We start from the raw sequence: 21,190 nt of genomic DNA on the forward strand, positions 1-21,190 counted from the left end.
GAGATGGGAAAACCGACAGGATTTATGGATTATGAAAGACAGGATAAACCGGCAGAGAGCCCATTGGAACGCATCAAACATTTCAATGAGTTCCATACGCCTCTTAGCAAAGAAGAACAGGAGCTTCAGGGCGCACGCTGTATGGCGTGCGGAGTTCCGTTCTGTCAGTCTGGAAAGCCGCTTGCAGGAATGGCCAGTGGATGTCCACTGCACAACCTTGTGCCAGAGTGGAATGACTTGATTTACAATGGAAATTGGAAGGAAGCTTATTTACGTCTGAAAAAGACAAATAATTTTCCGGAATTTACTTCCCGTGTATGTCCGGCACTGTGTGAAAATGCATGTACCTGTGGACTGAATCAGGAAGCAGTTGCATCAAAAAGTAATGAATATGCAATTATTGAAAATGCATATGAGATGGGATATGCAAAGGCAAATCCACCGAAAGTGCGTACAGGAAAGAAAGTCGCAGTGATCGGTTCCGGTCCGTCCGGACTTGCGGCAGCAGATCTTCTGAACAGAAGAGGTCATCAGGTAACTGTTTTTGAACGTGAGGACAAACCGGGCGGATTGCTCCGCTACGGAATTCCGAATATGAAGCTGGAGAAACAGATTATCGACCGTAAGATTGCGATTATGGAAGAAGAGGGAATTATCTTCCAGACTGGATGTAATGTCGGAAAAGACGTGAAGGCGGCAGATATCTTGAAAGAATATGACCGCGTGATCCTTGCATGTGGAGCATCAAATCCAAGAGATATCAAAGCACCGGGAAGAGATGCACAGGGAATTTATTTTGCAGTAGATTTCCTGAAATCAACAACGAAAGCATTATGGGCAAATGACATGAAGCTTAAAACAGGAAGCTACATTTCTGCAAAAGGAAAAAATGTAATTGTAATCGGAGGTGGAGATACAGGAAATGACTGTGTCGGAACATCTATCCGTCATGGAGCAAAGAGCGTTCTCCAGCTGGAGATGATGCCGAAAGCACCGGACGAGAGGACACCGCTGAACCCATGGCCGGAGTGGCCAAGAGTCTGCAAGACAGATTATGGCCAGCAGGAAGCAATCGCTGTGTTTGGTTCTGATCCTCGCGTTTACACAACGACAGTGAAAGAATTCGTAAAAGACAAGAAAGGAAATCTCTGTAAGGCAGTTCTTATCAAGCTTGAGAGTAAGACAGATGAGAAGACCGGACGGAAAATGATGGTTCCGGTAGAAGGAAGCGAGTATACCGTAGATGCAGATCTTGTTCTGATCGCAGCTGGATTCCTTGGAAGTCAGGATTATGTAACAAAAGCATTCGGTGTAGAAGTGAATGAACGCACAAATGTAAAGACAGAGGCAGGAAAATATTCTACAAATGTGAAGGATGTATTCACAGCCGGGGATATGCACAGAGGACAGTCTCTTGTTGTATGGGCTATCCGTGAAGGTCGTGAAGTGGCAAGAGAAGTAGATGAAAGCCTGATGGGATATACAAACTTATATATTCAGTAGAAAATAAAAGATCATACAGTGAAACAGGAATCTGGAAAGTTTATCTAAGAATAAAGAGAACTTTCCAGATTTTTTGTTACAAAAATGTTACGAAAAAATGAAAAAAGTAAGGGAAACTATTGAAAATATTACATAAATACGCTATAATATTGAACGTAGAATGTAAATAAAATACCCTCTTGTTACGAGAAATATGTTGAAAAAACACAATAGATGTTGTATTATAACATATGAGTATGTGGAATTATAATGTAACTATTTACAATGAATTGTGATACGAAAAATTATAATGCATCACATGGGGGACTAGATAAAAATAAGGATAGGTGGAAAGATGAAGTTAAAAAAAGTAAGCAGTATGATTCTTGCAGTAACACTTGCATGTACAATGACTGTTACACCGGTACTTGCTGACGAGGTCAGTGATCTGAAGCAGAAGAAGCAGGAGACACAGAATCAGGTAAGTAATCTTCAGACACAGCTGAATTCACTTATGACCAAGATCTCTGATCTTGAGAATGATCTGATCGAAACAGGTGAGGAAATCTCTCAGACAGAGGAAGATCTGAAGACAGCGCAGGAGGAACAGGAACAGCAGTATGCAGCTATGAAGCTTCGTATTAAGTACATGTATGAAGAAGGAACAGGCACTGCTACAGTGGAGAAGGTACTGACATCCGGAGATATTTCCAGTGTACTGACACAGGCAGAATATTCCCAACAGGTACATTCTTATGACAGAGACAAGCTCGAAGAGTATGTTGCGACAGTTCAGAAAGTAGAAGATCTTAAGACAACACTTGAGACAAAGATGGCTGATCTGCAGGAGACACAGACAGAGTATGATGCGCAGAAGGATGAACTGAATACAACAATCACAGAGAAGAGTAGTGAAATCGCAAATCTCGATGTTAAGATTGATGCAGCTGTAAAGAAAGCAGCGGAAGAAGAAGCTAAGAGAAAGGCAGCAGAAGCAGCAGCAAAGAAAGCTGCCGAGGAAGCAGCTAAGAAGAATAACTCAAGCAGTAGTTCTTCTAATAGAAATAACTCAAGTAATAGTTCTTCCAGTAGTTCAAGCTCAAGCAGCTCAAGCTCAGGAAGTTCAAGCAGCTCAAGCTCCAGTAGCTCAAGCAGTAGTTCTTCCAGCAGTTCAAGCTCAAGCAACTCAAGTTCTTCCTCATCAAGCCCAAGCTATAGTGCAGATAAGGGAAGCATTATTGTAAATGCAGCTTATTCACAGATCGGAGTTCCATATGTATGGGGCGGATCTACACCTGGAGTTGGACTGGATTGTTCAGGACTTGTACAGTATTGCTATAGACAGGCAGGAATTTCAATTCCAAGAACAAGTGGAGATATTCTTGCAGCAGGAACAATCGTAAATGATCCACAGCCGGGAGATATCTGCTGGACACCGGGACATGTAGCGATTTACATTGGCGGCGGACAGATGATCGAAGCACAGCAGACAGGAGTACCGGTTAAGGTAAGTTCTGTACGTGTTACATATTATGTGAGATATTAAAAAGCTTTAAAATTTAAAAATAGAAATCACTAAAATCATTAGAAAATGTACATAATAAAAAGGAATCAGATTATGATTCCTTTTTATTTTACACTTTAAAATTAAAATAGTCACTTCTTGCGTCTTCGTCCCTTACAATAAGGACAGCTTTCACGATGACGTTTCTTGTATAAAATCTTTTCAGAAACACGTAATTCATAGAGGTGATCAGAATTGTATGAAGCAATGTTTCCGGATTTTAAAATAATATTGTGGGCTACACAGTCTTTTACACATTTACTGCAGCTAATGCAAAGAGCTTTCTGTATTTCAATTATGGTTTTTTCTCCTCTTACTCTCATTCTAAATAAAATACTCCATTCGGATTATACGAGTCACCAGTTTCAGCAATCTCAATTCCATAGTGATCGTACACCTTCCCGTTCGTATCCATATCAATCCAGCGTTGATCCAGATCATCCTCGTCCATTATACAATGTCCTACACAGGCAGGATCATTAAAATAAAATACATATCCACTTTTTTGCTTTTGATAACCAATACAGATTACCCAGTGTCCCTCTGTTAAATACGTCTCTGAATCCTCTGAATCTGTAGTATTATATCCATCCTCCGATGAGGTCCATGCCTGTATACACATCAGTATCGGATGCCCCTGATCCAGCACAAAAATCAGATCATTTATGGTTCTTTTCTCTTTTTCATGTATCTGTATCTTATTTTCTTTAAAATAGGTGACTATATTTTCCGGTGGAGTCCCGGCTTCTTCACTAGTTCCAAGCTCTTCTTCATATGTAGCCAAATTTAGATCTCCCTGATATGGAAACATCCAGTTCATCAACATCTGTACACAAGTTGTTCCACATGTATAGCCTCCGTATTGGCGTAAATTCGGGATATCAATAAAAACATCCGCTTCCTGAATTTCTCCGGCATAAAGAGTCTGATCTGATATCTGGCTTGTTGTCTGAGTTTTGTCCACTGCTTCACATGATACTAAAAACATACTTGTGAGGATGCATATCACGGCAGCAAGTCTCTTATAAATCGAATGTTCGTGTATTGTTTTCATGGATAATACATCCTCCTTCACATGGCATTGCTGTTTTCAATTCCATTTTTCATATCATAAGAATCTGATTCGCTGTAATTTTAAATATATAGTGTTATCTTTTTAAGAAAAGAATACAAATTTTTGAATCGTTTGTCTACCCTACAGTTTTATTTCTTTATCAAAACTTTTCTACATATGTCTCAAACTCAATAATACTTAGAACTTCTCGCTTCATTATGCCAACCAAAATTATTTCAATTCGTAGCCTTGCAAGGAGGATGACCTCTTAAAAGAAATCGGTGGTGCCAAAGCTGCTAAAGAATTAGGGATTCCTGAAGGAGCTAACCATGTTTAGAAAACGCATGAAAGATCAGGATAAATGCATAGAGAAAGATAAAAGCAAATAATGTACATAAACCAAAAAGGAATTTTCATTTGATTACTTGAAAATTCCTTTTTGATTTATGCGAACAACGAGCTAAAGTCTGTGTTTATTTTACAATAAGAACGAACTACTGATTCCACCATCTACAACAAGGTCAATTCCACTAATAAATCGTGCTGCATCAGAGCAAAGGAAAGCAACAGCCTGTGAAAAAAATTTTTCTTCACGGCGTCCAAGGATGCTGAACTTACAAAAATGACCCATTTGAAAGTCAGACAATTTCTGAATTCAGATGGGTCAGAATTAAACGTAAAAGAGGGTCAAATTTCTTAACAATTTTAGTGGGATTATTTGCCCGGTACAATTTCCAGCCAGTATCCGTCAGGATCTTCAATAAAATAAATTCCCATAGATGGATTTTCGAAGCAGATACATCCCATCTCTTTATGTTTTTTGTAAGCAGCATCGAAATCATCGACAGCAAATGCAAGATGGATCTCATTATCTCCCAGTTCATATGGTCGATCCATATCACGCAGCCAGGTGAGCTCTAAAAGATGCGGGGTCACACCGTCTGTGAGATATACAAGCTTAAAACTTTCGTCATCGGCAAGTTTTTCACGTTCTACTTTTAAATTCAGAGCTTTCTGGTAAAAATCCAGAGATTTTTCAAGATCATATACATTCAGGTTATTGTGTGCAAATGTAAAATTCATTTTAGTACCTCCATAGAATCATAAGGTTTTTATTCACAGTCAAGTGGAATGATGACTGGAATCTACTTTCTAAGGATATCACAGGAGGAGAGGAAAAATCAATAATGCATAAATAAAACCTGATGGGATAGAGTGATAACACAGAACATAGTGAAAAATGAATGAAAAACATTTTTGAAATGCAAAACATGTGGAAAAAAAGCTGAAAAAAACAAAAAAATAAAAAAGAATGCAAGAACCCATTGACGAAACGTCAAAAATTATATACAATAACAAAAGTGAAAAAATAAAGAAAGTGGAGGATTCCTGCAATGACTGCATATAAAGATTTGAGCAAAGAAGAGTTATTGGAATTAAAGAGTGGCCTGGAGGCGCAGTTTGAAGAAGTGAAGGCAAAAGGTCTGAAACTGGATATGTCCAGAGGAAAACCGTCAGCAGACCAGCTGAATCTGTCAATGGGGATGATGGATACACTGACAAGTGGTGTTGATCTGACTTGTGAAGATGGTGTTGACTGTCGTAACTATGGCGGACTTGATGGAATTGATGAAGCAAAACAGCTTCTTGCAGATATGATGGAAGTTCCGAAAGATAACGTGATCATTTTCGGAAACTCAAGTCTGAATGTGATGTATGATACGGTAGCACGTGCAATGACACATGGTATCATGGGAAGTACTCCATGGTGTAAGCTTGATAAGGTAAAATTCTTATGTCCGGTTCCGGGATATGACAGACATTTCGCGATTACAGAGCATTTCGGAATTGAGATGATCAATGTACCGATGACATCAACAGGACCGGATATGGATATGGTTGAGAAACTTGTAAGCAGTGATCCGGCAATTAAAGGAATCTGGTGTGTACCGAAGTACTCTAACCCACAGGGAATCACATATTCTGATGAGACAGTGTTCCGTTTTGCGAACCTGAAGCCGGCAGCAGAAGATTTCCGTATCTTCTGGGATAATGCTTACTGTGTACATCATTTATATGAAGATAAGCAGGATTATCTGATTGAGATTCTGATGGAGTGTAAGAAGGCAGGTAACCCGGATATGGTTTACAAGTTTTCTTCTACATCCAAGATCAGTTTCCCAGGATCAGGAATTGCAGCAATGGCAGCATCTGATGCGAACCTGGAGGATATCAGAAGCACAATGCGTGTGCAGACAATCGGACATGATAAGGTAAATCAGCTGCGTCATGTAAGATTTTTCAAAGATATTCACGGAATTGTAGAACATATGAAGAAACATGCAGATATCCTGCGTCCGAAGTTTGAGACTGTTCTTGAAGTTCTTGAAAGAGAACTTGGCGGACTTGAGATTGGATCCTGGATCGCGCCACGCGGAGGATATTTCATCTCCTTTGATGCGCTGGATGGATGTGCGAAAGCGATTGTTGCGAAGGCGAAAGAAGCTGGCGTTGTTATGACAGGAGCGGGAGCAACATTCCCTTATGGAAAAGATCCACATGACAGCAATATCCGTATCGCACCGTCTTATCCAACACCGGAAGAACTTGCAGTTGCCGCTGAAGTGTTTGTATTGAGTGTAAAACTGGCAAGTGTTGATAAGATTCTTGAGACAAAATAAATAACAGCATTTTATAAAGACCTTTTGCAAGTGGTTGATCTGCCGGCAGAAGGTCTTTTTCTGATGGTTGACAGTTACTGTTCACTCCCGTGTCAATCACTCCGCTGATTGACACGGAGGATGCGTGTTTTGGTTTGAATGCATCTCGCCCCATCGCCAAAGGTGATTTAAAATGGCGAGATGCGTTGCTGGTCACACATCGTGTGAACAGTAACGGTTGACATGCGTTTCCAGGGAGATTATAATGTAGTGCATAGCAGAAAAGAGGAATGACATGATAAAAGGTGTAATATTTGACGTAGATGGTGTCCTTCTCAATTCCATGCCTGTCTGGGAGAATCTTGGAGAATTGTATTTGGATCATTTGGGAATTGAGGCCGAGAAGAACCTAGGGGAGACATTATTTGAGATGAGCCTGGAGGAGGCGGCAGATTATCTGATCTCACATTATAACCTGGAGAAGACAGTGGAAGAGGTTGTACAGGGACTGAATAAAGAAGTGGAAGACTATTATGCAAAACGAGTTCCATTGAAAGAAGGGGTTCGTCAGTATCTGGAGGAATTCAGAGAGCGGAAGATTCCTATGGTGATCGCAACAACCGGTGACCGGAAGAATGCAGAAGCAGCTCTGAGCAGATTGAAGGTATTACCTTATTTTCAAGGAGTTTTTACAGCATCTGAGATCGGAAGCGGTAAGGATCAGCCGGATATTTATTTTGCAGCACTTTTGCAGCTGGATACGGAGCCGGAACAGACCTGGGTGTTTGAAGATACTTACCAGGCTTTGAGAACGGCAAAGCATGCGGGATTTAAGACAGTAGCAGTTTATGATAAGGCAAATGACAAGAATCTGGCGCAGATCTGGAATACGGCAGATATCTATTTGCCGGAATTTGATGATTTTAATGTTTTTTGGAACAGGGTGTCTGAGGAAGAGAAAGAACAGTTGCTGATTGTAGAATAAGAGGAGAATGAAAAAGCAGATTCGAATTCAAAGGAGAGATGCTCCAGTAGAATTCGAATCTGCTTTTTATCATATAATTGGCTGGTCTGTATTGTGTTTAGAGAAGGTGGATGCCGGCATCAGCAGCAGCTTCAACTACATTTTCAGGCCAGAGGGAAGACTGTACTTCACCGATATGAGCCTTTCTTAAGTAATACATACAGATACGGGACTGTCCAATACCGCCGCCGACTGTATATGGAAGCTCGCCGTTCAGCAGTGCCTTCTGGAATGGAAGTTCTGCACGATCTTCACATCCGGCTTCTTTTAGCTGTGCCTTTAATGAGTCTTCGTCAACACGGATTCCCATAGAAGAGAGTTCAAGACCGATGTCAAGAATCGGATAGTAAACGATAATGTCACCGTTCAGCTCCCAGTCATCATAGTCCGGAGCACGACCGTCATGTCTTTCGCCGGAAGCAAGTACGCCACCAATCTTGGAGATAAACACTGCGCCTTTTTCCTTCGCAATCGCTTTTTCACGTTCTTTGGTAGTAAGATCCGGATAAAGGTCTTCCAGCTCCTGTGTAGTGATGAAAAAGATATCATCAGGAAGAAGAGGATCGATATAGTTGTAACGTCTGGAAATGTATTCTTCTGTATCTTTCAGAGCCCGGTAGACTTTGCGGACAGTGTACTGAAGTGTTTCTGTGTTACGTTCTTCCTTAGAAATTACTTTTTCCCAGTCCCACTGGTCAACATACAGAGAATGGATGTTGTCTGTATCTTCATCACGACGTATCGCACTCATATCTGTGTAAAGCCCTTCGCCGGAATGGAAATTATAATTCTTCAATGCATATCTCTTCCATTTTGCAAGAGAATGAACGATCTCTGCAACAGAACCATCCTGTTCTTTGATGTCAAAGGAAACCGGACGTTCAACACCGTTTAAGTTATCATTCAGACCGGATTCCGGACGGACAAACAGTGGTGCTGACACTCGTGTCAGGTGGAGATTCTTTGCAAGAGCACGCTCGAAGTGGTCTTTCACTTCTTTGATGGCTACTTCTGTCTCACGAATTGTAAGAGGGGAATGATAGCCAGCAGGTATTCTTAACTGTTCCATAATAAACTCCTTTATGTTAGCATTTTATTGCTGTTCACAGTATTATGCGGTCAGCAATAGCATTTCTCTTCTATTTTAAGTGGAGAAGAATAAGAAGTCAATGGAAAGGTGAAATGAACACTTGTAATCAGTAAAAAAAATTGCTAAAATGAGCAGTAGTGAGTAATAAATAGTAAGGGACGAAGGTGTAAATAATGAATGTAAATGATATGATTGATACAATTCTGAATTTTGACCTGGATGTTGTTCTGGCTGGACTTAATGAAAGCAGTCATCATTTGAGTCAGATGGAATTTATTTCTCTGATCGTTATAATGGCCGGAGCGGTACTGTTATGTCTGACGGGGCTGAAACTGGTACGTTTCTGGTCTGTGATCGCAGGATTGTCAGCAGGATGCGCAGCCGGAATTGCGGTCGGAGCGATTGCAGATCTGGATCAGACAATCGCATTGGCGGCAGGAGCAGGTGTGGGACTTGTATTGGCGGTGCTTGGTGCATGGAAGAAGCAGATTGGTGGATTTGTGACAGTAGCGGTACTCGTTTTTGTTGTCAGTGTACATTTGATGAAACCACAGGATTTTATTATCTATGGAATCTGTGCGGGTATTGGTCTTGTGTGTGCATTGCTTTCTATTAAGTTTCATAACTTTATGCTGATTGCTTCTTCTTCTGTGTTTGGAGCAATGGCAGCGGGCAGCAGTATCTTTTATCTGCAGCCATATAAAAACGGAATGATCCATGTGGCACTTTGTGCTGCAATTGGTGCACTTAGTATCTGGATCCAGCTTCTTTTGGAATCCGGAAAACGTAAGAAAAAGAATTTACTTAAAGCAGCAGAGATCCGTGAAGAACATTCTACAGAAAATGAAGTCGAGAAGGCAAGGGCACTGGTTGAGAATCTGGATGATTTTGATGAGCTGGATGAGATTATAGAGAGTCTTCCGGAAAATGTCCGGAAAGAAGACAAGGGCACAACAGTTGTCAGCATGGATGAATTTGATGATCTTGAAGATGATCTGGAAGAGGATGAAGTGGAGAACTTTAAAGAAGAGAAGTTTGATGTAGACGAGGAAGATTGGGAGGAAGACGTCGAAATTGAAGTAACTGCTGATGAGGCAGATGCGACAGAGGATTATGATTTTGATGAAGATCCGGATAACTTAGATGACTTGAATGATCTGGAAAATCTGGATGACTTAGATGATTTAGATTATCTTGATGACGATGATGATATCGAGTTTCTGGATGAAGATGAGTAGATAAAAAAGCTATCGATTACAATAACTTAACACATATCTGTGTTGTTATCGTAGTCGATAGCTTTTGTATTATCTTACTGCTGTAAATACTCCGCGGAGATCATGGATTACATGTCTTGGACATTTTACAGAGCACATTCCACAGCTTAAGCAGATGTCTTCCTGGATTACTGCGCAATTATCTTCTACATGAATTGCACCTGCAGTACATGTTTTTTCACAAATACCGCATCCAATACAACTGACTTCACATTGTTTACGTGCAACAGCTCCTTTTTCTTTGTTAGAGCATTTTACTACAATGTAGTTTGCACATTCGTGAATCTTGATCACGTTCTGTGGACAGACTTTTGCACACTGTCCACAGGCAATACATTTTTCTTCGTCTACTTCGGCAACGCCATATTCATTCATGGAAATCGCGCCGAATTTACATTTTTCTATACAGGCTCCACATCCGATGCAGCCATCTTTGCATCCACCGTCTTCAGAGCCGGCTGCGCGGCAGCCACCGTTACAGGCAACCAGAGCTGCCCGGTAAGGAAATCTCTTTTTAATTGCCATGATTATTTCTTCCTTTCGTATGGTGTGTTAGAAAGAGGAAGGCTGTAGCGTCTTTCTCCGTCAAATCTGCAATATGCATCTGCGATTGCAGGAGCAGTAGGGATGGATGTGATCTCTCCGATACCGATTGCTCCACAGGCAACATCCAGACCAGGTTTATCAATAACGATTGCTTCAATCTCAGGAACTTCGTGAGAACGGAAAAGTCCTAAGGAACCATACTTGTCAATTGGTTTACAATTTTCATCGATTGGATACTGCTCTCTGAGTGCGAATCCCATAGACATTACAACACCGCCTTCAATCTGACCTTCGCAGGAAAGTGGGTTGACAGCTTTACCAACATCGTGTGCGGCAATCATTTTCTCAATCTTACCTGTCTTAGGATCAAGGATGCAGACCTGAGTTGCATATCCATAAGCAACGTGAGATATCGGATTAGGCACATCTGCACCAAGTGGATGAGTCTTAGCGAGATACTCTCCGTAGAAAGTTTCTCCAATCATATCTTTCATGGACTTACCGCTGTTTTTCGCTTCCATGAATTTTTCACATGCTCTGCGGCACGCTTCACCGGTTACAAGTGTCTGACGAGAACCGGAAGTTGTACCGGAATCAGGTGAAATCCATGTGTTGCTTCGCTCATAGACGATATCATCATGGGAAAGATCTGTATTTGTAACGATCATCTGTACAAGTACAGTACCAAGTCCCTGACCGATACAGGAAGCACCAGTGAAGATGTGAAGTTTTTCATCTTCTTCAACAATTAATTTTACACGTCCTGTATCTGGAATACCAACACCAACGCCGGCATTCTTCATAGCACAACCAAGTCCAACAGCCTTACCGGCCGCAAGTGCAGCATCATACTCTTCTTTGACAGCCTCCAGTGTCTCTACAAGACCTGTAGAGTTATCTACAATCTGTCCGTTCGGAAGTACTTCGCCTGGGCGGATCGCATTGCGGTAATGAATCTCCCAAGGCGTAATGCCTACTTTGTCAGCCATCATGTTCAGAAGTGTCTCTGTTGCGAAACAAGTCTGTGTAACACCAAATCCGCGGAATGCTCCGGCAGGTGGGTTATTTGTATAGTAAGCAGTTCCTTCAATTTCAAAGTTTTCATAATGATAAGGTCCTGCTGCATGTGTACATGCACGTTCAAGAACCGGGCCGCCAAGAGAAGCGAATGCACCTGTGTCAGATTTAACAATCGCTTTTACACCCTGGATCACTCCATTCTCATCGCATCCCATTGTCATATCCATGTAGAATGGGTGACGTTTCGGATGAACAAGCAAGGATTCCGCTCTGGATAATTTCATCTTGATCGGTTTCTTTGTTACGTAAGTAAGCAATGCACTTAAATGCTGAACAGTCATGTCCTCTTTACCACCGAAACCACCGCCGACTAATGCGTTCTGAACCTTTACTTTATCTGTTCCAAGCATAAGTGTAACTTCGTGCAATGTCTGGTGAGCGGACTGGTCTGTTGAATATACGAAAATGTCACCGTCTTCATCATAGAAAGAAACAGCACATTCCGGTTCAAGGAAAGCATGCTCAGTCCAAGGTGTCTCGAAGTGATGTGAGATCACGTACTTGGAATTCTTGATTGCTTCTTCCGCATTTCCGCGGCTGATGTGCTTATAAGCACATACGTTAGTCTCTTCTTCATCATAAACAAGAGGTGCATCCGGAGCAGCAGCTTCTTCCACTGTATGCACATGAGGAAGTACTTCATATTCAACTTTAATAAGTTTCTTTGCTTTTTCTACAGTTGCCATGTCAGTTGCAGCTACAAGGGCAATTGCATCTCCGAGATAATGAGTCAGTCCGCCAACCGGAATCAGTGAATACTGATCATGTTTTAAGTGTCCGATCTTATTCTCCCCAGGAATATCATCGGCTGTTACAACCGCTTCTACGCCAGGCAGAGCCTCGGCAGCAGAGGTATCAATAGAAAGTACGCGAGCTCGTGGATATTTACTACGAAGAGCAGCGCCATAGAGCATTCCTTCCGGATAATAGTCATCCGGATATTTACCTGTTCCAAGCACTTTTTCTTCAACATCTATACGAGAAACACGGGAACCAAGAGTCCAGCTAGGATCTCCGTCATCTGGTAAAACTCCTTCTTTCAGAATCTTAGCTGCCAGACGTACCGCGTCCATGATCTTAACATATCCTGTACAGCGGCAATAGTTGTTGCGCAGCGCATAGCGAATCTCATCATCGGTTGGTTCCGGATTTACATCCAAAAGTGCTTTTGTGCACATAACCATACCAGGAATACAGAATCCGCACTGTACAGCGCCTGCCTTCCCGTAAGCATAAGTGTAAACTTTCTGTTCCCAATCAGAAAGCCCCTCGACTGTGATGACATTCTTTCCGGCCAATGAATCTGTGTCAGGTACGCAGGATTTGCAAGTCTGTCCATCAATGATAACAGTACAGGCTCCACAAGCGCCTTCGCTGCAACCATCCTTTGCAGAGGTAATGTGCAGTTCATCACGCAGGAACCGTAACAGTTTCTGATTCTTTGAAGGTGAGACTTCCTGACCATTTACTATAAATGATGCCATGTCAGTTACTCCTTTCTTTGTAACAAAATCCCCAAAGAAAAATCTTTGAGGAGTATGTGTTTGTTGTGTATTTTTAATTATATAAAGATACCTATGGTTATATTTTATCACATATTCAACAAAAAGCAACAACTATTCTAAAAAAGTTTTTGACACCTAAAAATATTTTAGATATATGATATAAAAAATGCATATCAGGACAAAAAAAGGGAAGTACCGCAAAATGATACTCCCTTGTAATTATCTTATATAAATTGTTCTTAGAAACCAAAAAGATTTACAACGCGATTTTAATTATCGTGTTCTTCTTCAAATGGATCGTCGTAATCATCTTCATCATCGTAATCATCTCCACCGCGGGAAGCAATTGCGAGAATCAGTGAAATAACAGCAAGTACACCACTTACACCGGCTAAAATCAGAAGCTCGAATTCATCTCCATGTTTCAGGAAAGCAAAAACAGCACCACCGATATAGACAATCATCGGGATAAGGAATGCAAAAAGTGTATCACGGTTATTCATGATGAAGTATAACAGTGCAGTGACAAGCATACAAAGAGCAACAATGACATAATTCATGCCTGGAGCAGAAGTTACGTCAGCTCCTGATGTGCTGAGTCCTGTTACGAATCCTTTATAAATACAGAAACCAAATGCAAGCAGGGAAATGATTCCAAGGATGATGCGTCCAGGTCTGAAGCGTGGATATTCGTCTACATATTCATATTCATCATCATCTTCATCATCAGAGGATTTCTTATCATCATAGTCATCCATTTTTCTGGATTTTACATCTTCCTTTGCTTTCGCAGTTTCGGCTTCCTCTTTCTTTTTCTTCTTGGCAGCTTTACTGTCAGGGTCAGTTGCAAGCATATCTTCGTATCCCTTGCGAACTGCTTTTTCACGCTTATCACGGATTTCTTCCGCTGGAATGTTCCCATATTTCTGCTCTTCGGAATTATCAGTGGCAGTGGCATCAGTGGCAGCTTTCTGTGCAGCGGCTTTGCGGGCTCTGGCTCTCTCCTTAAGAATACGTTCAGCTTCTTCTTCTGAAATCCCTTTGTCAGCAGCAAGGCGGGCAATCGCTTCTTTGCGGGCGCGGGCTTTTGCTTCTCTGCGGGCAGCTCGTTTCTCTTCAGCGGCACGGGCGGCGGCCTCAGCTTTCGCTTTTTCTTCAGCAGCACGGGCGGCAGCTTCAGCTTTCGCTTTTTCTTCAGCAGCGCGGGCGGCAGCTTCGGCTTTCGCTTTTTCTTCAGCAGCACGGGCGGCAGCTTCAGCTTTTGCTTTCTCTTCTGCAGCTTTCTTGGCAGCGATCTTCTTTGCACGTTGTTTATCAAGGTTCCATTGCTTTTTACAGCTATGGCAGATTGCATATTCATTAAAGATTGGATCCCCGTTTTCGCTGGTGCCAATCTGCTTATTCTGCAAATCCAGGTCTTTTCCACATATTGGGCACTTCATATTAATCATGTACTCCTCTCTTTTGTATCAAAATATTTATAACAGATTTATTATAGCATCTTAAAAGAGGAAGAACAACGAAAAAAGTGTGTTTTACATAAAATGTTTTAGAAAAAAATCAAAATTGTGCAAGAATTTAGTTTAAATTCATAAGAAATGGTGGACTTTAAAAATTTAATGTGTTAAAATCAAAAAGTGGCCTGAGAAGGCAAAAGGTATTGTTATGGTTTATGGTATGCCGTAAGCCATCATATAATTAGCCGGTTGAGAAGGAGATTGTTTCGTATGAGTAAGAAGATCAGAACCGAGGCAGTAGATTATCTGTTTCAGGCAATCTTAAGCCTTGAGAATAAAGAAGAGTGTTATACATTTTTTGAAGACATCTGTACGATCAATGAGCTGCTTTCATTGTCACAGAGATTTGAAGTGGCAAGAATGCTCCGTGAACAGAAGACATATCTGGAGATCGCGGAGAAGACAGGAGCATCCACTGCGACAATCAGTCGTGTGAACCGTTCTCTTAATTATGGGAATGACGGATATGATATGGTTTTCAAACGTGTAGGGCTTGCTGAGGAAGAGAATGGAACGGAAGAATAACACTTAAGAATTAAGCTTACAATAAAATACCTTTTATCAATCAAAAGATACAGCTTGCGGAAGATCCTGATAAAGTCTTTCGCAGGCTGTATCTCGTTTTAAACAGAAATGTTTATTTCCCTTTCTTTTTCTCTTCGTTTTTTGAAGACTTGGAAGAGAGGTCATCAATGATCCGTTCAATGATCATTTTCTTGATATATACATCAAAACTCAAGCTGCATATAAATGCAAACTGCTGTAAGATCTCCTTATCTTCGCCATCAGCAAGATGAGTGAAAGTCTCAGCAGATTTTTCGTAAGTAGCAGTTACATTCTCTTTGATGGAATCCAGCTGTTCTTTTTCAATCTTGCAGATTTCTTTGTAAATATCCGCTAATTCAAAAGAGCTTCCATCCGGAAAATATTTCTCTGTGAGCGGTGCAAGAACTGTCTCAATATCTTTGATTGAAAGGATATTTTTAAAATAATAAATGAAGACCAGAAGGAGCAGGTGCTCTCTGGAATACTTTTTTTTCACCGGGGGTGGAAGAAGATTGTTCTTCGTATAATTATTGATCATGGTCTTTGTCAGGATCTTATCATCAGGGTAACGTTTGGTCGAAGCCAGCTGCTCATCCATAAAAGTAGTTACTTGATCCATGTAAAGATCAATATTCGGAACATCGCCGGGATGCACATAACTTAAAGAAGAAAGTTCTTCTAAAATGCTGTTTAACAGATTACTTGTGTCTATATTCATGTTATCACCTCAATACATTTATTATATAGTATTTAAAACTAGATGGCAAGCAAAAGATAAGAGGGCCGGAAAATGTAGTTGACAAACAGGAACGTGTGTTTGATAATGGGAATACATTTACAGATATCTTTATAACTTTAAAGGAGTGGAAAGATGAGCATTTATGATAAATTAAATGAACCACAGAGAGAGGCTGTTTACCACACGGACGGCCCTCTTCTGATCCTTGCCGGAGCCGGTTCAGGAAAAACAAGAGTTCTGACGCACAGGATCGCATATCTGATCGGAGAACGTGGCGTGAACCCATGGAATATCCTTGCAATCACATTTACGAACAAAGCGGCAGAAGAGATGCGCCAGCGTGTGGATAACCTTGTCGGTTTTGGAGCGGAAAGTGTATGGGTGAGCACATTTCATTCTGCATGTGTGCGTATTTTGAGAAGGTTTATTGACAGATTAGGGTATGAGAATCATTTTACTATATATGATACAGATGATCAGAAGACATTAATTAAGGAAGTCTGTCGGAAAGTAGATGTGGATACGAAAGTGTTTAAAGAAAGAAGTCTGCTTTCAGCAATTTCATCTGCCAAGAATGAGATGATCCTTCCGGATGAATTTGAACTGAATGCCGGAGGAGACTTTGCAAAGATGAAGATTGCCAAGGTTTACCGCGAGTATGAGGCGCAGATGAGGGCGAATAATGCGCTGGATTTTGACGATCTGCTTGTAAAGACAGTACAGCTTTTGCAGACACAGCCGGATGTGCTTGAGAGTTATCAGGAAAGATTCCGCTATATTATGGTAGATGAATATCAGGATACAAATACAGTCCAGTTTCAGTTGGTAAGCCTTCTTGCAGGAAAATATAAGAATCTTTGTGTCGTTGGAGATGATGACCAGTCAATCTACAAGTTCCGTGGAGCGAATATCCGGAATATTCTTGACTTTGAGCATGAATTTCCGGATGCAAAGGTGATCAAACTGGAGCAGAACTACAGATCTACAGGGAATATTCTGAATGCAGCGAACAGCGTGATTGCGAATAACCGTGGAAGAAAGGAAAAATCACTTTGGACGGAGAACGGAGAAGGCGAACTGATTCGTCTGCGTCAGTTCGATACTGCGTTTGATGAGGCAGATTTCATTGGCGAAGATATCAAAAGTGCTGTCAGACAGGGAGGTTCCTATAATGACAGTGCAGTTCTTTATCGTACGAATGCACAATCCCGTCTGCTGGAAGAGAAGTTTATTGCCATGAACATTCCTTATAAGATTGTCGGTGGAGTGAATTTCTATGCGAGAAGAGAGATTAAGGATCTTCTTGCTTATCTCAAGACAATCGACAATGGACGTGATGATGTTGCGGTTAGAAGAATCATTAATGTCCCAAAGAGAGGAATCGGTCTTACAACAATTAACCGGATTCAGGAGTCTGCGACAGAACGTGGAATTGGGTTTTATGAGGCTTTACTGGCACCGGGGCTGATCGCAGGAGTGGGAAGAAGTGCAACAAAACTGGACTCTTTTGCGGCATTGATCGAGTATTTTAAGACGTTGGCAGAAGAGATGAGTATCACAGATCTTTTACAGGAAGTGATTGAGAAGACAGGATATATAGAAAGCCTTGAAAATGAAGATAAAGAAGAGGCGAAAACAAGAAAAGAGAATATAGATGAGCTGATCAGTAAAGCGGCAACTTATGAGGAAAGTTGTCAGGATAAAGATGAAAAGGCAACATTGAGTGGATTCCTTGAAGAAGTTGCTTTGGTTGCGGATATTGACAGTCTGGATGAAGACCAGGAATATGTTGTTCTGATGACTTTACATAGTGCAAAGGGACTTGAATTTCCACGTGTTTATCTTGCAGGGATGGAAGATGGACTTTTCCCGGGATATATGAGTATTAATGCGGGAGACAGAGAAGAACTGGAAGAAGAGCGAAGACTTTGTTATGTTGGAATTACAAGGGCAGAGCAGGAACTGACTTTGACAAGTGCGCGCAGAAGAATGGTGCACGGTGAGACACAGTACAATCCGATGTCAAGATTTGTGAAAGAGATCCCGAGGGAACTGCTTGATACAGGAAACAAGAAGTTTACTCAGGAGACGGAGATGCCAGCACAACAGAATACATATGCACGTGCCAGAGAAGCATTTCGGGCACAGGCATTCGGAGGAGCATTTGGCGGAATGGCACCTGCGAAGAATCAGGGAACGAGTAAGACAGTTACAGGAAGTCAGGCACTGGCATCCCTGCAGAAGGGCAGTCAGCTGGCAGCAGGTGGAAATGGTCCACTTGGTTATGAGGTCGGAGACCGGGTACGTCATGTGAAGTTTGGGGAAGGAACAGTAACGAATATCAAAGAAGGCGGACGAGATCACGAGGTTACGATTGAATTTGACAGTGTCGGAACACGCAAGATGTTTGCAAAATTTGCCAAGCTTGTAAAGGTATGAGAAAGTTATAAAAAAATGATAAATCAGTAGTAATATGAATCGTCAGGTGTTATAATAAACACAGATTATCTGTCACCGCAAAAGGTGAAGAAAGGACGTGTTAATATGAACAAGAGAATAGAAGACATCATTGCAGAAACAAGATTGAACGAGATTCTTCATAAGAATGAGGCTGAGAAGCAGAAGAACACAGTAATCTGGACACTGGCTATCATCGGAGCAGTAGCAGCAGTAGCTGCAATCGCTTATGCAGTATATCGTTTTGTATCACCGGATTATCTTGATGATTTTGAAGATGATTTTGATGACGATTTTGATGATTACTTCAGCGAGGATGATCAGGTATAATTCTTGAGTGAATTGCAAAAGTGCAGACAGGGTGAGAGAAGAAACCATCCTGTCTGTTTTTCTGTTAAAATAGATTAGAATTGATAGGAGATTAGGATGAAAAAAGGTCAGATCTACGAGGGGATTATTGAACGTGTAGATTTCCCAAACAAGGGGATTGTATTTGTTCCGGAGGAAGAACAGTATGTTACTGTGAAAAATGGGATTCCGGGACAGAAGATCCGTTTTATGATAAATAAATTTAAAAGAGGAAATGCAGAAGGAAGACTTCTTGAAGTGTTGGAGAAATCTCCATTAGAGACAAGAGAGCCGGTATGTAGTATCTTTCCTGCCTGTGGCGGCTGTATGTATCAGACAATGCCATATGAAGAGCAGGTGAAGATGAAAGAAGGACAGATCCACAGGATTATGGATCCGGTAGTAAAAGGCGAGTATCTTTTTGAGGGTGTGAAGCACAGTCCGAAGGAATTTCATTACCGTAACAAGATGGAATTTTCTTTTGGAGACGAATTCAAAGACGGTCCGTTATCTCTCGGTCTTCATAAAAAAGGAAGTACTTATGATGTACTGACAGCAGGAGACTGTCAGCTTGTCCATGAAGATATGGATAAGATTCTCCTTTGTGTGCTGGATTATTTCAAAGAAAGAAATGTAAGTTATTACAAGAAAATGCAGCATGTCGGTTATCTTCGCCATCTTCTTCTGAGACGAGGCGATACAACAGGCGAGATTCTTGTGAATCTTGTAACGACAACGCAGGAAGAATATGACTTAACTCCATTAGTAGAAGAACTTCTGGCATTAGAATTAGAAGGAAAGATTGTTGGAATCCTTCATATATTGAATGACTCCCTGTCTGATGTCGTGAAGAGTGATGAGACAAGAATTCTTTATGGACAGGACTTCTTTTATGAGAAGCTTCTCGGACTGGAATTCAAGATTACACCATTTTCCTTCTTCCAGCCAAACTCAAAAGGTGCAGAAGTGCTGTACGAGACTGTAAGAGAATACATTGGAGATATTGATAATCAGGTTGTATTCGATCTGTTCAGCGGAACAGGAACAATCGGTCAGGTGCTTGCTCCGGTTGCGAAGAAAGTGATCGGTGTCGAGATTATTGAAGAAGCAGTCGAGGCAGCAAAAGAAAATGCTGTCCGAAACGGACTTTCCAACTGCAGATTTATTGCCGGAGATGTGTTTAAGGTACTTGATGAGATTGAAGAGAAGCCGGATGTGATCGTACTGGATCCGCCGAGAGACGGAATTCATCCGAAGGCACTCCCGAAGATCTTGAATTATGGGGTGGATAAGATTGTATATATTTCCTGTAAGATGACCAGTCTGGCACGTGATCTGGAGATGATGCAGCTGGCGGGATATCGTGTGGAGAAGATGACGGCGGTGGATCAGTTCTGTGAGACGGTGCATTGTGAGGTTGTATGTCTTTTGGGCAAATGAAAACCAGATGCCAAGGTAAAACTCAGTGAGGATATGGATGATTACTACCGTATTAAAGATGGTAAAGATGAGGAATGATGATTTCGCTATAGTGACTCGTTCATGTTGATAATATATCTGATTTTGGAGGAAAATTAATTTATGGATAAAGAAAAAGCAGATATGATTATTTATACGACAGAAGATGGTCTGACGAAAGTTGAGACTACTTTTGATGGTGATACAGTTTGGTTGTCCATTGATCAGATGGCAGAATTGTTTCAGAGAGATAAATCAACCATTTCTAGACATATAAAAAATATATTTACAGAAGGTGAATTACAGCGGGATTCAGTTGTTGCAAAATTTGCAACAACTGCTACTGATGGAAAAGTTTACAATGTAGACTATTACAATCTTGATGTTATTATTTCTGTTGGCTATCGTGTAAAATCAAAACGAGGAACACAGTTCAGAATCTGGGCAACCGGAATTTTAAAAGAATACATGAGAAAAGGTTTTGCACTTGATGATGATCGTTTGAAAAATCTAGGTGGCGGAGGATATTTCAAGGAATTGTTAGAGAGAATCCGTGATATTCGTGCATCCGAGAAAGTATTTTATCGTCAGGTTCTGGAAATTTATGCAACGAGCATAGATTATGATCCGAAAGCAGAGTATGGTACAGGCTTGCTAAAAGAGTTGTCAAAACAAATGACTACGCATTGCGTAGCGAATTGAGTTGGACTCATTATCGGCTTTTGATGCGTGGGGAAAATGATAAAGCACGAGAATTTTATATGCAGGAAGCCGTAAAGTCAACGGAGACTATATTAAACAGATTTTCGTCCTGACTCACAATGTTTATTTCCATTAGGAGAT

17 protein-coding genes and 1 pseudogene are annotated in these 21,190 nt (G+C 41.1%); 10 read left to right on the top strand and 8 right to left on the bottom strand.

Annotation, left to right across the window (positions count from 1 at the left end):
• The first annotated feature begins 3 nt into the window (after positions 1–3).
• A complete protein-coding gene (locus ACZ47Z_RS05050) occupies positions 4–1,503 on the top strand; it encodes a glutamate synthase subunit beta (RefSeq protein ID WP_226871210.1) in 1,500 nt (499 codons plus the stop codon).
• Between the two features lie 334 nt (positions 1,504–1,837).
• The gene (locus ACZ47Z_RS05055; protein ID WP_412443817.1) at positions 1,838–3,028 is read left to right on the top strand and encodes a C40 family peptidase; all 1,191 of its coding nucleotides are present in this window, start codon (positions 1,838–1,840) and stop codon (positions 3,026–3,028) included.
• Positions 3,029–3,365: 337 nt separating this feature from the next.
• On the opposite strand, the gene ACZ47Z_RS05060 is transcribed toward ACZ47Z_RS05055, so the two are convergent.
• The 3 genes from ACZ47Z_RS05060 to ACZ47Z_RS05070 all read right to left on the bottom strand — a co-directional run bounded on the left by ACZ47Z_RS05060 (position 3,366) and on the right by ACZ47Z_RS05070 (position 5,183).
• Complete coding sequence (locus ACZ47Z_RS05060; RefSeq protein ID WP_226871208.1) at positions 3,366–4,100, bottom strand: C39 family peptidase; 735 nt, start codon at positions 4,098–4,100, stop codon at positions 3,366–3,368.
• A 478-nt stretch (positions 4,101–4,578) separates the two neighbouring features.
• Positions 4,579–4,731 carry an SDR family oxidoreductase gene (locus ACZ47Z_RS05065; RefSeq protein WP_226871207.1) on the bottom strand — a complete coding sequence of 51 codons (153 nt, stop codon included), beginning with the start codon at positions 4,729–4,731 and terminating at the stop codon, positions 4,579–4,581.
• A gap of 83 nt (positions 4,732–4,814) precedes the next feature.
• Positions 4,815–5,183 carry a VOC family protein gene (locus ACZ47Z_RS05070; protein ID WP_015528774.1) on the bottom strand — a complete coding sequence of 123 codons (369 nt, stop codon included), beginning with the start codon at positions 5,181–5,183 and terminating at the stop codon, positions 4,815–4,817.
• 311 nt (positions 5,184–5,494) lie between these two features.
• On the opposite strand from ACZ47Z_RS05070, the gene ACZ47Z_RS05075 reads away from it, so the two are divergent.
• Together ACZ47Z_RS05075 and ACZ47Z_RS05080 are read left to right on the top strand one after the other, a co-directional pair.
• Positions 5,495–6,781, top strand: coding sequence for an aspartate aminotransferase type Ic (locus tag ACZ47Z_RS05075; protein WP_015528775.1), 1,287 nt, complete (start codon positions 5,495–5,497; stop codon positions 6,779–6,781).
• Positions 6,782–7,055: 274 nt separating this feature from the next.
• Positions 7,056–7,745 (top strand): HAD family hydrolase, encoded by a 690-nt coding sequence (locus ACZ47Z_RS05080; protein ID WP_020436158.1) that lies wholly within the window; start codon positions 7,056–7,058, stop codon positions 7,743–7,745.
• Between the two features lie 97 nt (positions 7,746–7,842).
• On the opposite strand, the gene asnA is transcribed toward ACZ47Z_RS05080, so the two are convergent.
• On the bottom strand, positions 7,843–8,853 hold the full coding sequence (gene asnA / locus ACZ47Z_RS05085) for an aspartate--ammonia ligase (RefSeq protein WP_054752546.1): 1,011 nt from the start codon (positions 8,851–8,853) through the stop codon (positions 7,843–7,845).
• Between the two features lie 194 nt (positions 8,854–9,047).
• Between asnA and ACZ47Z_RS05090 the strand changes: the two genes are divergently transcribed.
• Positions 9,048–10,112 carry a transmembrane protein gene (locus ACZ47Z_RS05090; protein ID WP_054752548.1) on the top strand — a complete coding sequence of 355 codons (1,065 nt, stop codon included), beginning with the start codon at positions 9,048–9,050 and terminating at the stop codon, positions 10,110–10,112.
• A 69-nt stretch (positions 10,113–10,181) separates the two neighbouring features.
• Here the strand turns inward: ACZ47Z_RS05090 and ACZ47Z_RS05095 are convergent, their stop codons facing one another.
• From ACZ47Z_RS05095 to ACZ47Z_RS05105, 3 genes are all read right to left on the bottom strand, one after another.
• Positions 10,182–10,676 carry a 4Fe-4S binding protein gene (locus tag ACZ47Z_RS05095; protein WP_441917796.1) on the bottom strand — a complete coding sequence of 165 codons (495 nt, stop codon included), beginning with the start codon at positions 10,674–10,676 and terminating at the stop codon, positions 10,182–10,184.
• Between the two features lie 2 nt (positions 10,677–10,678).
• Positions 10,679–13,261, bottom strand: coding sequence for a selenium-dependent xanthine dehydrogenase (gene xdh / locus ACZ47Z_RS05100; RefSeq protein WP_020436155.1), 2,583 nt, complete (start codon positions 13,259–13,261; stop codon positions 10,679–10,681).
• Positions 13,262–13,551: 290 nt separating this feature from the next.
• Positions 13,552–14,724 carry a hypothetical protein gene (locus ACZ47Z_RS05105; protein ID WP_118174457.1) on the bottom strand — a complete coding sequence of 391 codons (1,173 nt, stop codon included), beginning with the start codon at positions 14,722–14,724 and terminating at the stop codon, positions 13,552–13,554.
• 285 nt (positions 14,725–15,009) lie between these two features.
• Here ACZ47Z_RS05105 and ACZ47Z_RS05110 point away from each other — a divergent pair, with 285 nt between their 5' ends.
• A complete protein-coding gene (locus ACZ47Z_RS05110) occupies positions 15,010–15,324 on the top strand; it encodes a YerC/YecD family TrpR-related protein (protein ID WP_015528782.1) in 315 nt (104 codons plus the stop codon).
• Positions 15,325–15,436: 112 nt separating this feature from the next.
• Here ACZ47Z_RS05110 and ACZ47Z_RS05115 read toward each other — a convergent pair whose 3' ends face one another.
• Complete coding sequence (locus ACZ47Z_RS05115) at positions 15,437–16,063, bottom strand: DUF1836 domain-containing protein (RefSeq protein ID WP_464525929.1); 627 nt, start codon at positions 16,061–16,063, stop codon at positions 15,437–15,439.
• A gap of 153 nt (positions 16,064–16,216) precedes the next feature.
• Between ACZ47Z_RS05115 and pcrA the strand changes: the two genes are divergently transcribed.
• The 4 genes and pseudogenes from pcrA to ACZ47Z_RS05135 all read left to right on the top strand — a co-directional run.
• Positions 16,217–18,523 carry a DNA helicase PcrA gene (gene pcrA / locus ACZ47Z_RS05120; protein ID WP_464525930.1) on the top strand — a complete coding sequence of 769 codons (2,307 nt, stop codon included), beginning with the start codon at positions 16,217–16,219 and terminating at the stop codon, positions 18,521–18,523.
• Positions 18,524–18,628: 105 nt separating this feature from the next.
• Positions 18,629–18,871 (top strand): hypothetical protein, encoded by a 243-nt coding sequence (locus ACZ47Z_RS05125; protein WP_015528785.1) that lies wholly within the window; start codon positions 18,629–18,631, stop codon positions 18,869–18,871.
• A gap of 96 nt (positions 18,872–18,967) precedes the next feature.
• The gene (gene rlmD / locus ACZ47Z_RS05130; RefSeq protein WP_464525931.1) at positions 18,968–20,329 is read left to right on the top strand and encodes a 23S rRNA (uracil(1939)-C(5))-methyltransferase RlmD; all 1,362 of its coding nucleotides are present in this window, start codon (positions 18,968–18,970) and stop codon (positions 20,327–20,329) included.
• Between the two features lie 141 nt (positions 20,330–20,470).
• Positions 20,471–21,025 (top strand): annotated as a pseudogene (locus tag ACZ47Z_RS05135) (virulence RhuM family protein); the annotation flags it as partial.
• Positions 21,026–21,190 lie beyond the last annotated feature (165 nt).

The organism is Mediterraneibacter faecis, from assembly GCF_055383675.1.

Coding starts and splice junctions, on each gene's coding strand:
- ACZ47Z_RS05050 (WP_226871210.1), top strand. CDS start 4: ATGGGAAAACCGACAGGATTTATGGATTATGAAAGACAGGATAAACCG.
- ACZ47Z_RS05055 (WP_412443817.1), top strand. CDS start 1,838: ATGAAGTTAAAAAAAGTAAGCAGTATGATTCTTGCAGTAACACTTGCA.
- ACZ47Z_RS05060 (WP_226871208.1), bottom strand. CDS start 4,100: ATGAAAACAATACACGAACATTCGATTTATAAGAGACTTGCTGCCGTG.
- ACZ47Z_RS05065 (WP_226871207.1), bottom strand. CDS start 4,731: ATGGGTCATTTTTGTAAGTTCAGCATCCTTGGACGCCGTGAAGAAAAA.
- ACZ47Z_RS05070 (WP_015528774.1), bottom strand. CDS start 5,183: ATGAATTTTACATTTGCACACAATAACCTGAATGTATATGATCTTGAA.
- ACZ47Z_RS05075 (WP_015528775.1), top strand. CDS start 5,495: ATGACTGCATATAAAGATTTGAGCAAAGAAGAGTTATTGGAATTAAAG.
- ACZ47Z_RS05080 (WP_020436158.1), top strand. CDS start 7,056: ATGATAAAAGGTGTAATATTTGACGTAGATGGTGTCCTTCTCAATTCC.
- asnA (WP_054752546.1), bottom strand. CDS start 8,853: ATGGAACAGTTAAGAATACCTGCTGGCTATCATTCCCCTCTTACAATT.
- ACZ47Z_RS05090 (WP_054752548.1), top strand. CDS start 9,048: ATGAATGTAAATGATATGATTGATACAATTCTGAATTTTGACCTGGAT.
- ACZ47Z_RS05095 (WP_441917796.1), bottom strand. CDS start 10,676: ATGGCAATTAAAAAGAGATTTCCTTACCGGGCAGCTCTGGTTGCCTGT.
- xdh (WP_020436155.1), bottom strand. CDS start 13,261: ATGGCATCATTTATAGTAAATGGTCAGGAAGTCTCACCTTCAAAGAAT.
- ACZ47Z_RS05105 (WP_118174457.1), bottom strand. CDS start 14,724: ATGAAGTGCCCAATATGTGGAAAAGACCTGGATTTGCAGAATAAGCAG.
- ACZ47Z_RS05110 (WP_015528782.1), top strand. CDS start 15,010: ATGAGTAAGAAGATCAGAACCGAGGCAGTAGATTATCTGTTTCAGGCA.
- ACZ47Z_RS05115 (WP_464525929.1), bottom strand. CDS start 16,063: ATGAATATAGACACAAGTAATCTGTTAAACAGCATTTTAGAAGAACTT.
- pcrA (WP_464525930.1), top strand. CDS start 16,217: ATGAGCATTTATGATAAATTAAATGAACCACAGAGAGAGGCTGTTTAC.
- ACZ47Z_RS05125 (WP_015528785.1), top strand. CDS start 18,629: ATGAACAAGAGAATAGAAGACATCATTGCAGAAACAAGATTGAACGAG.
- rlmD (WP_464525931.1), top strand. CDS start 18,968: ATGAAAAAAGGTCAGATCTACGAGGGGATTATTGAACGTGTAGATTTC.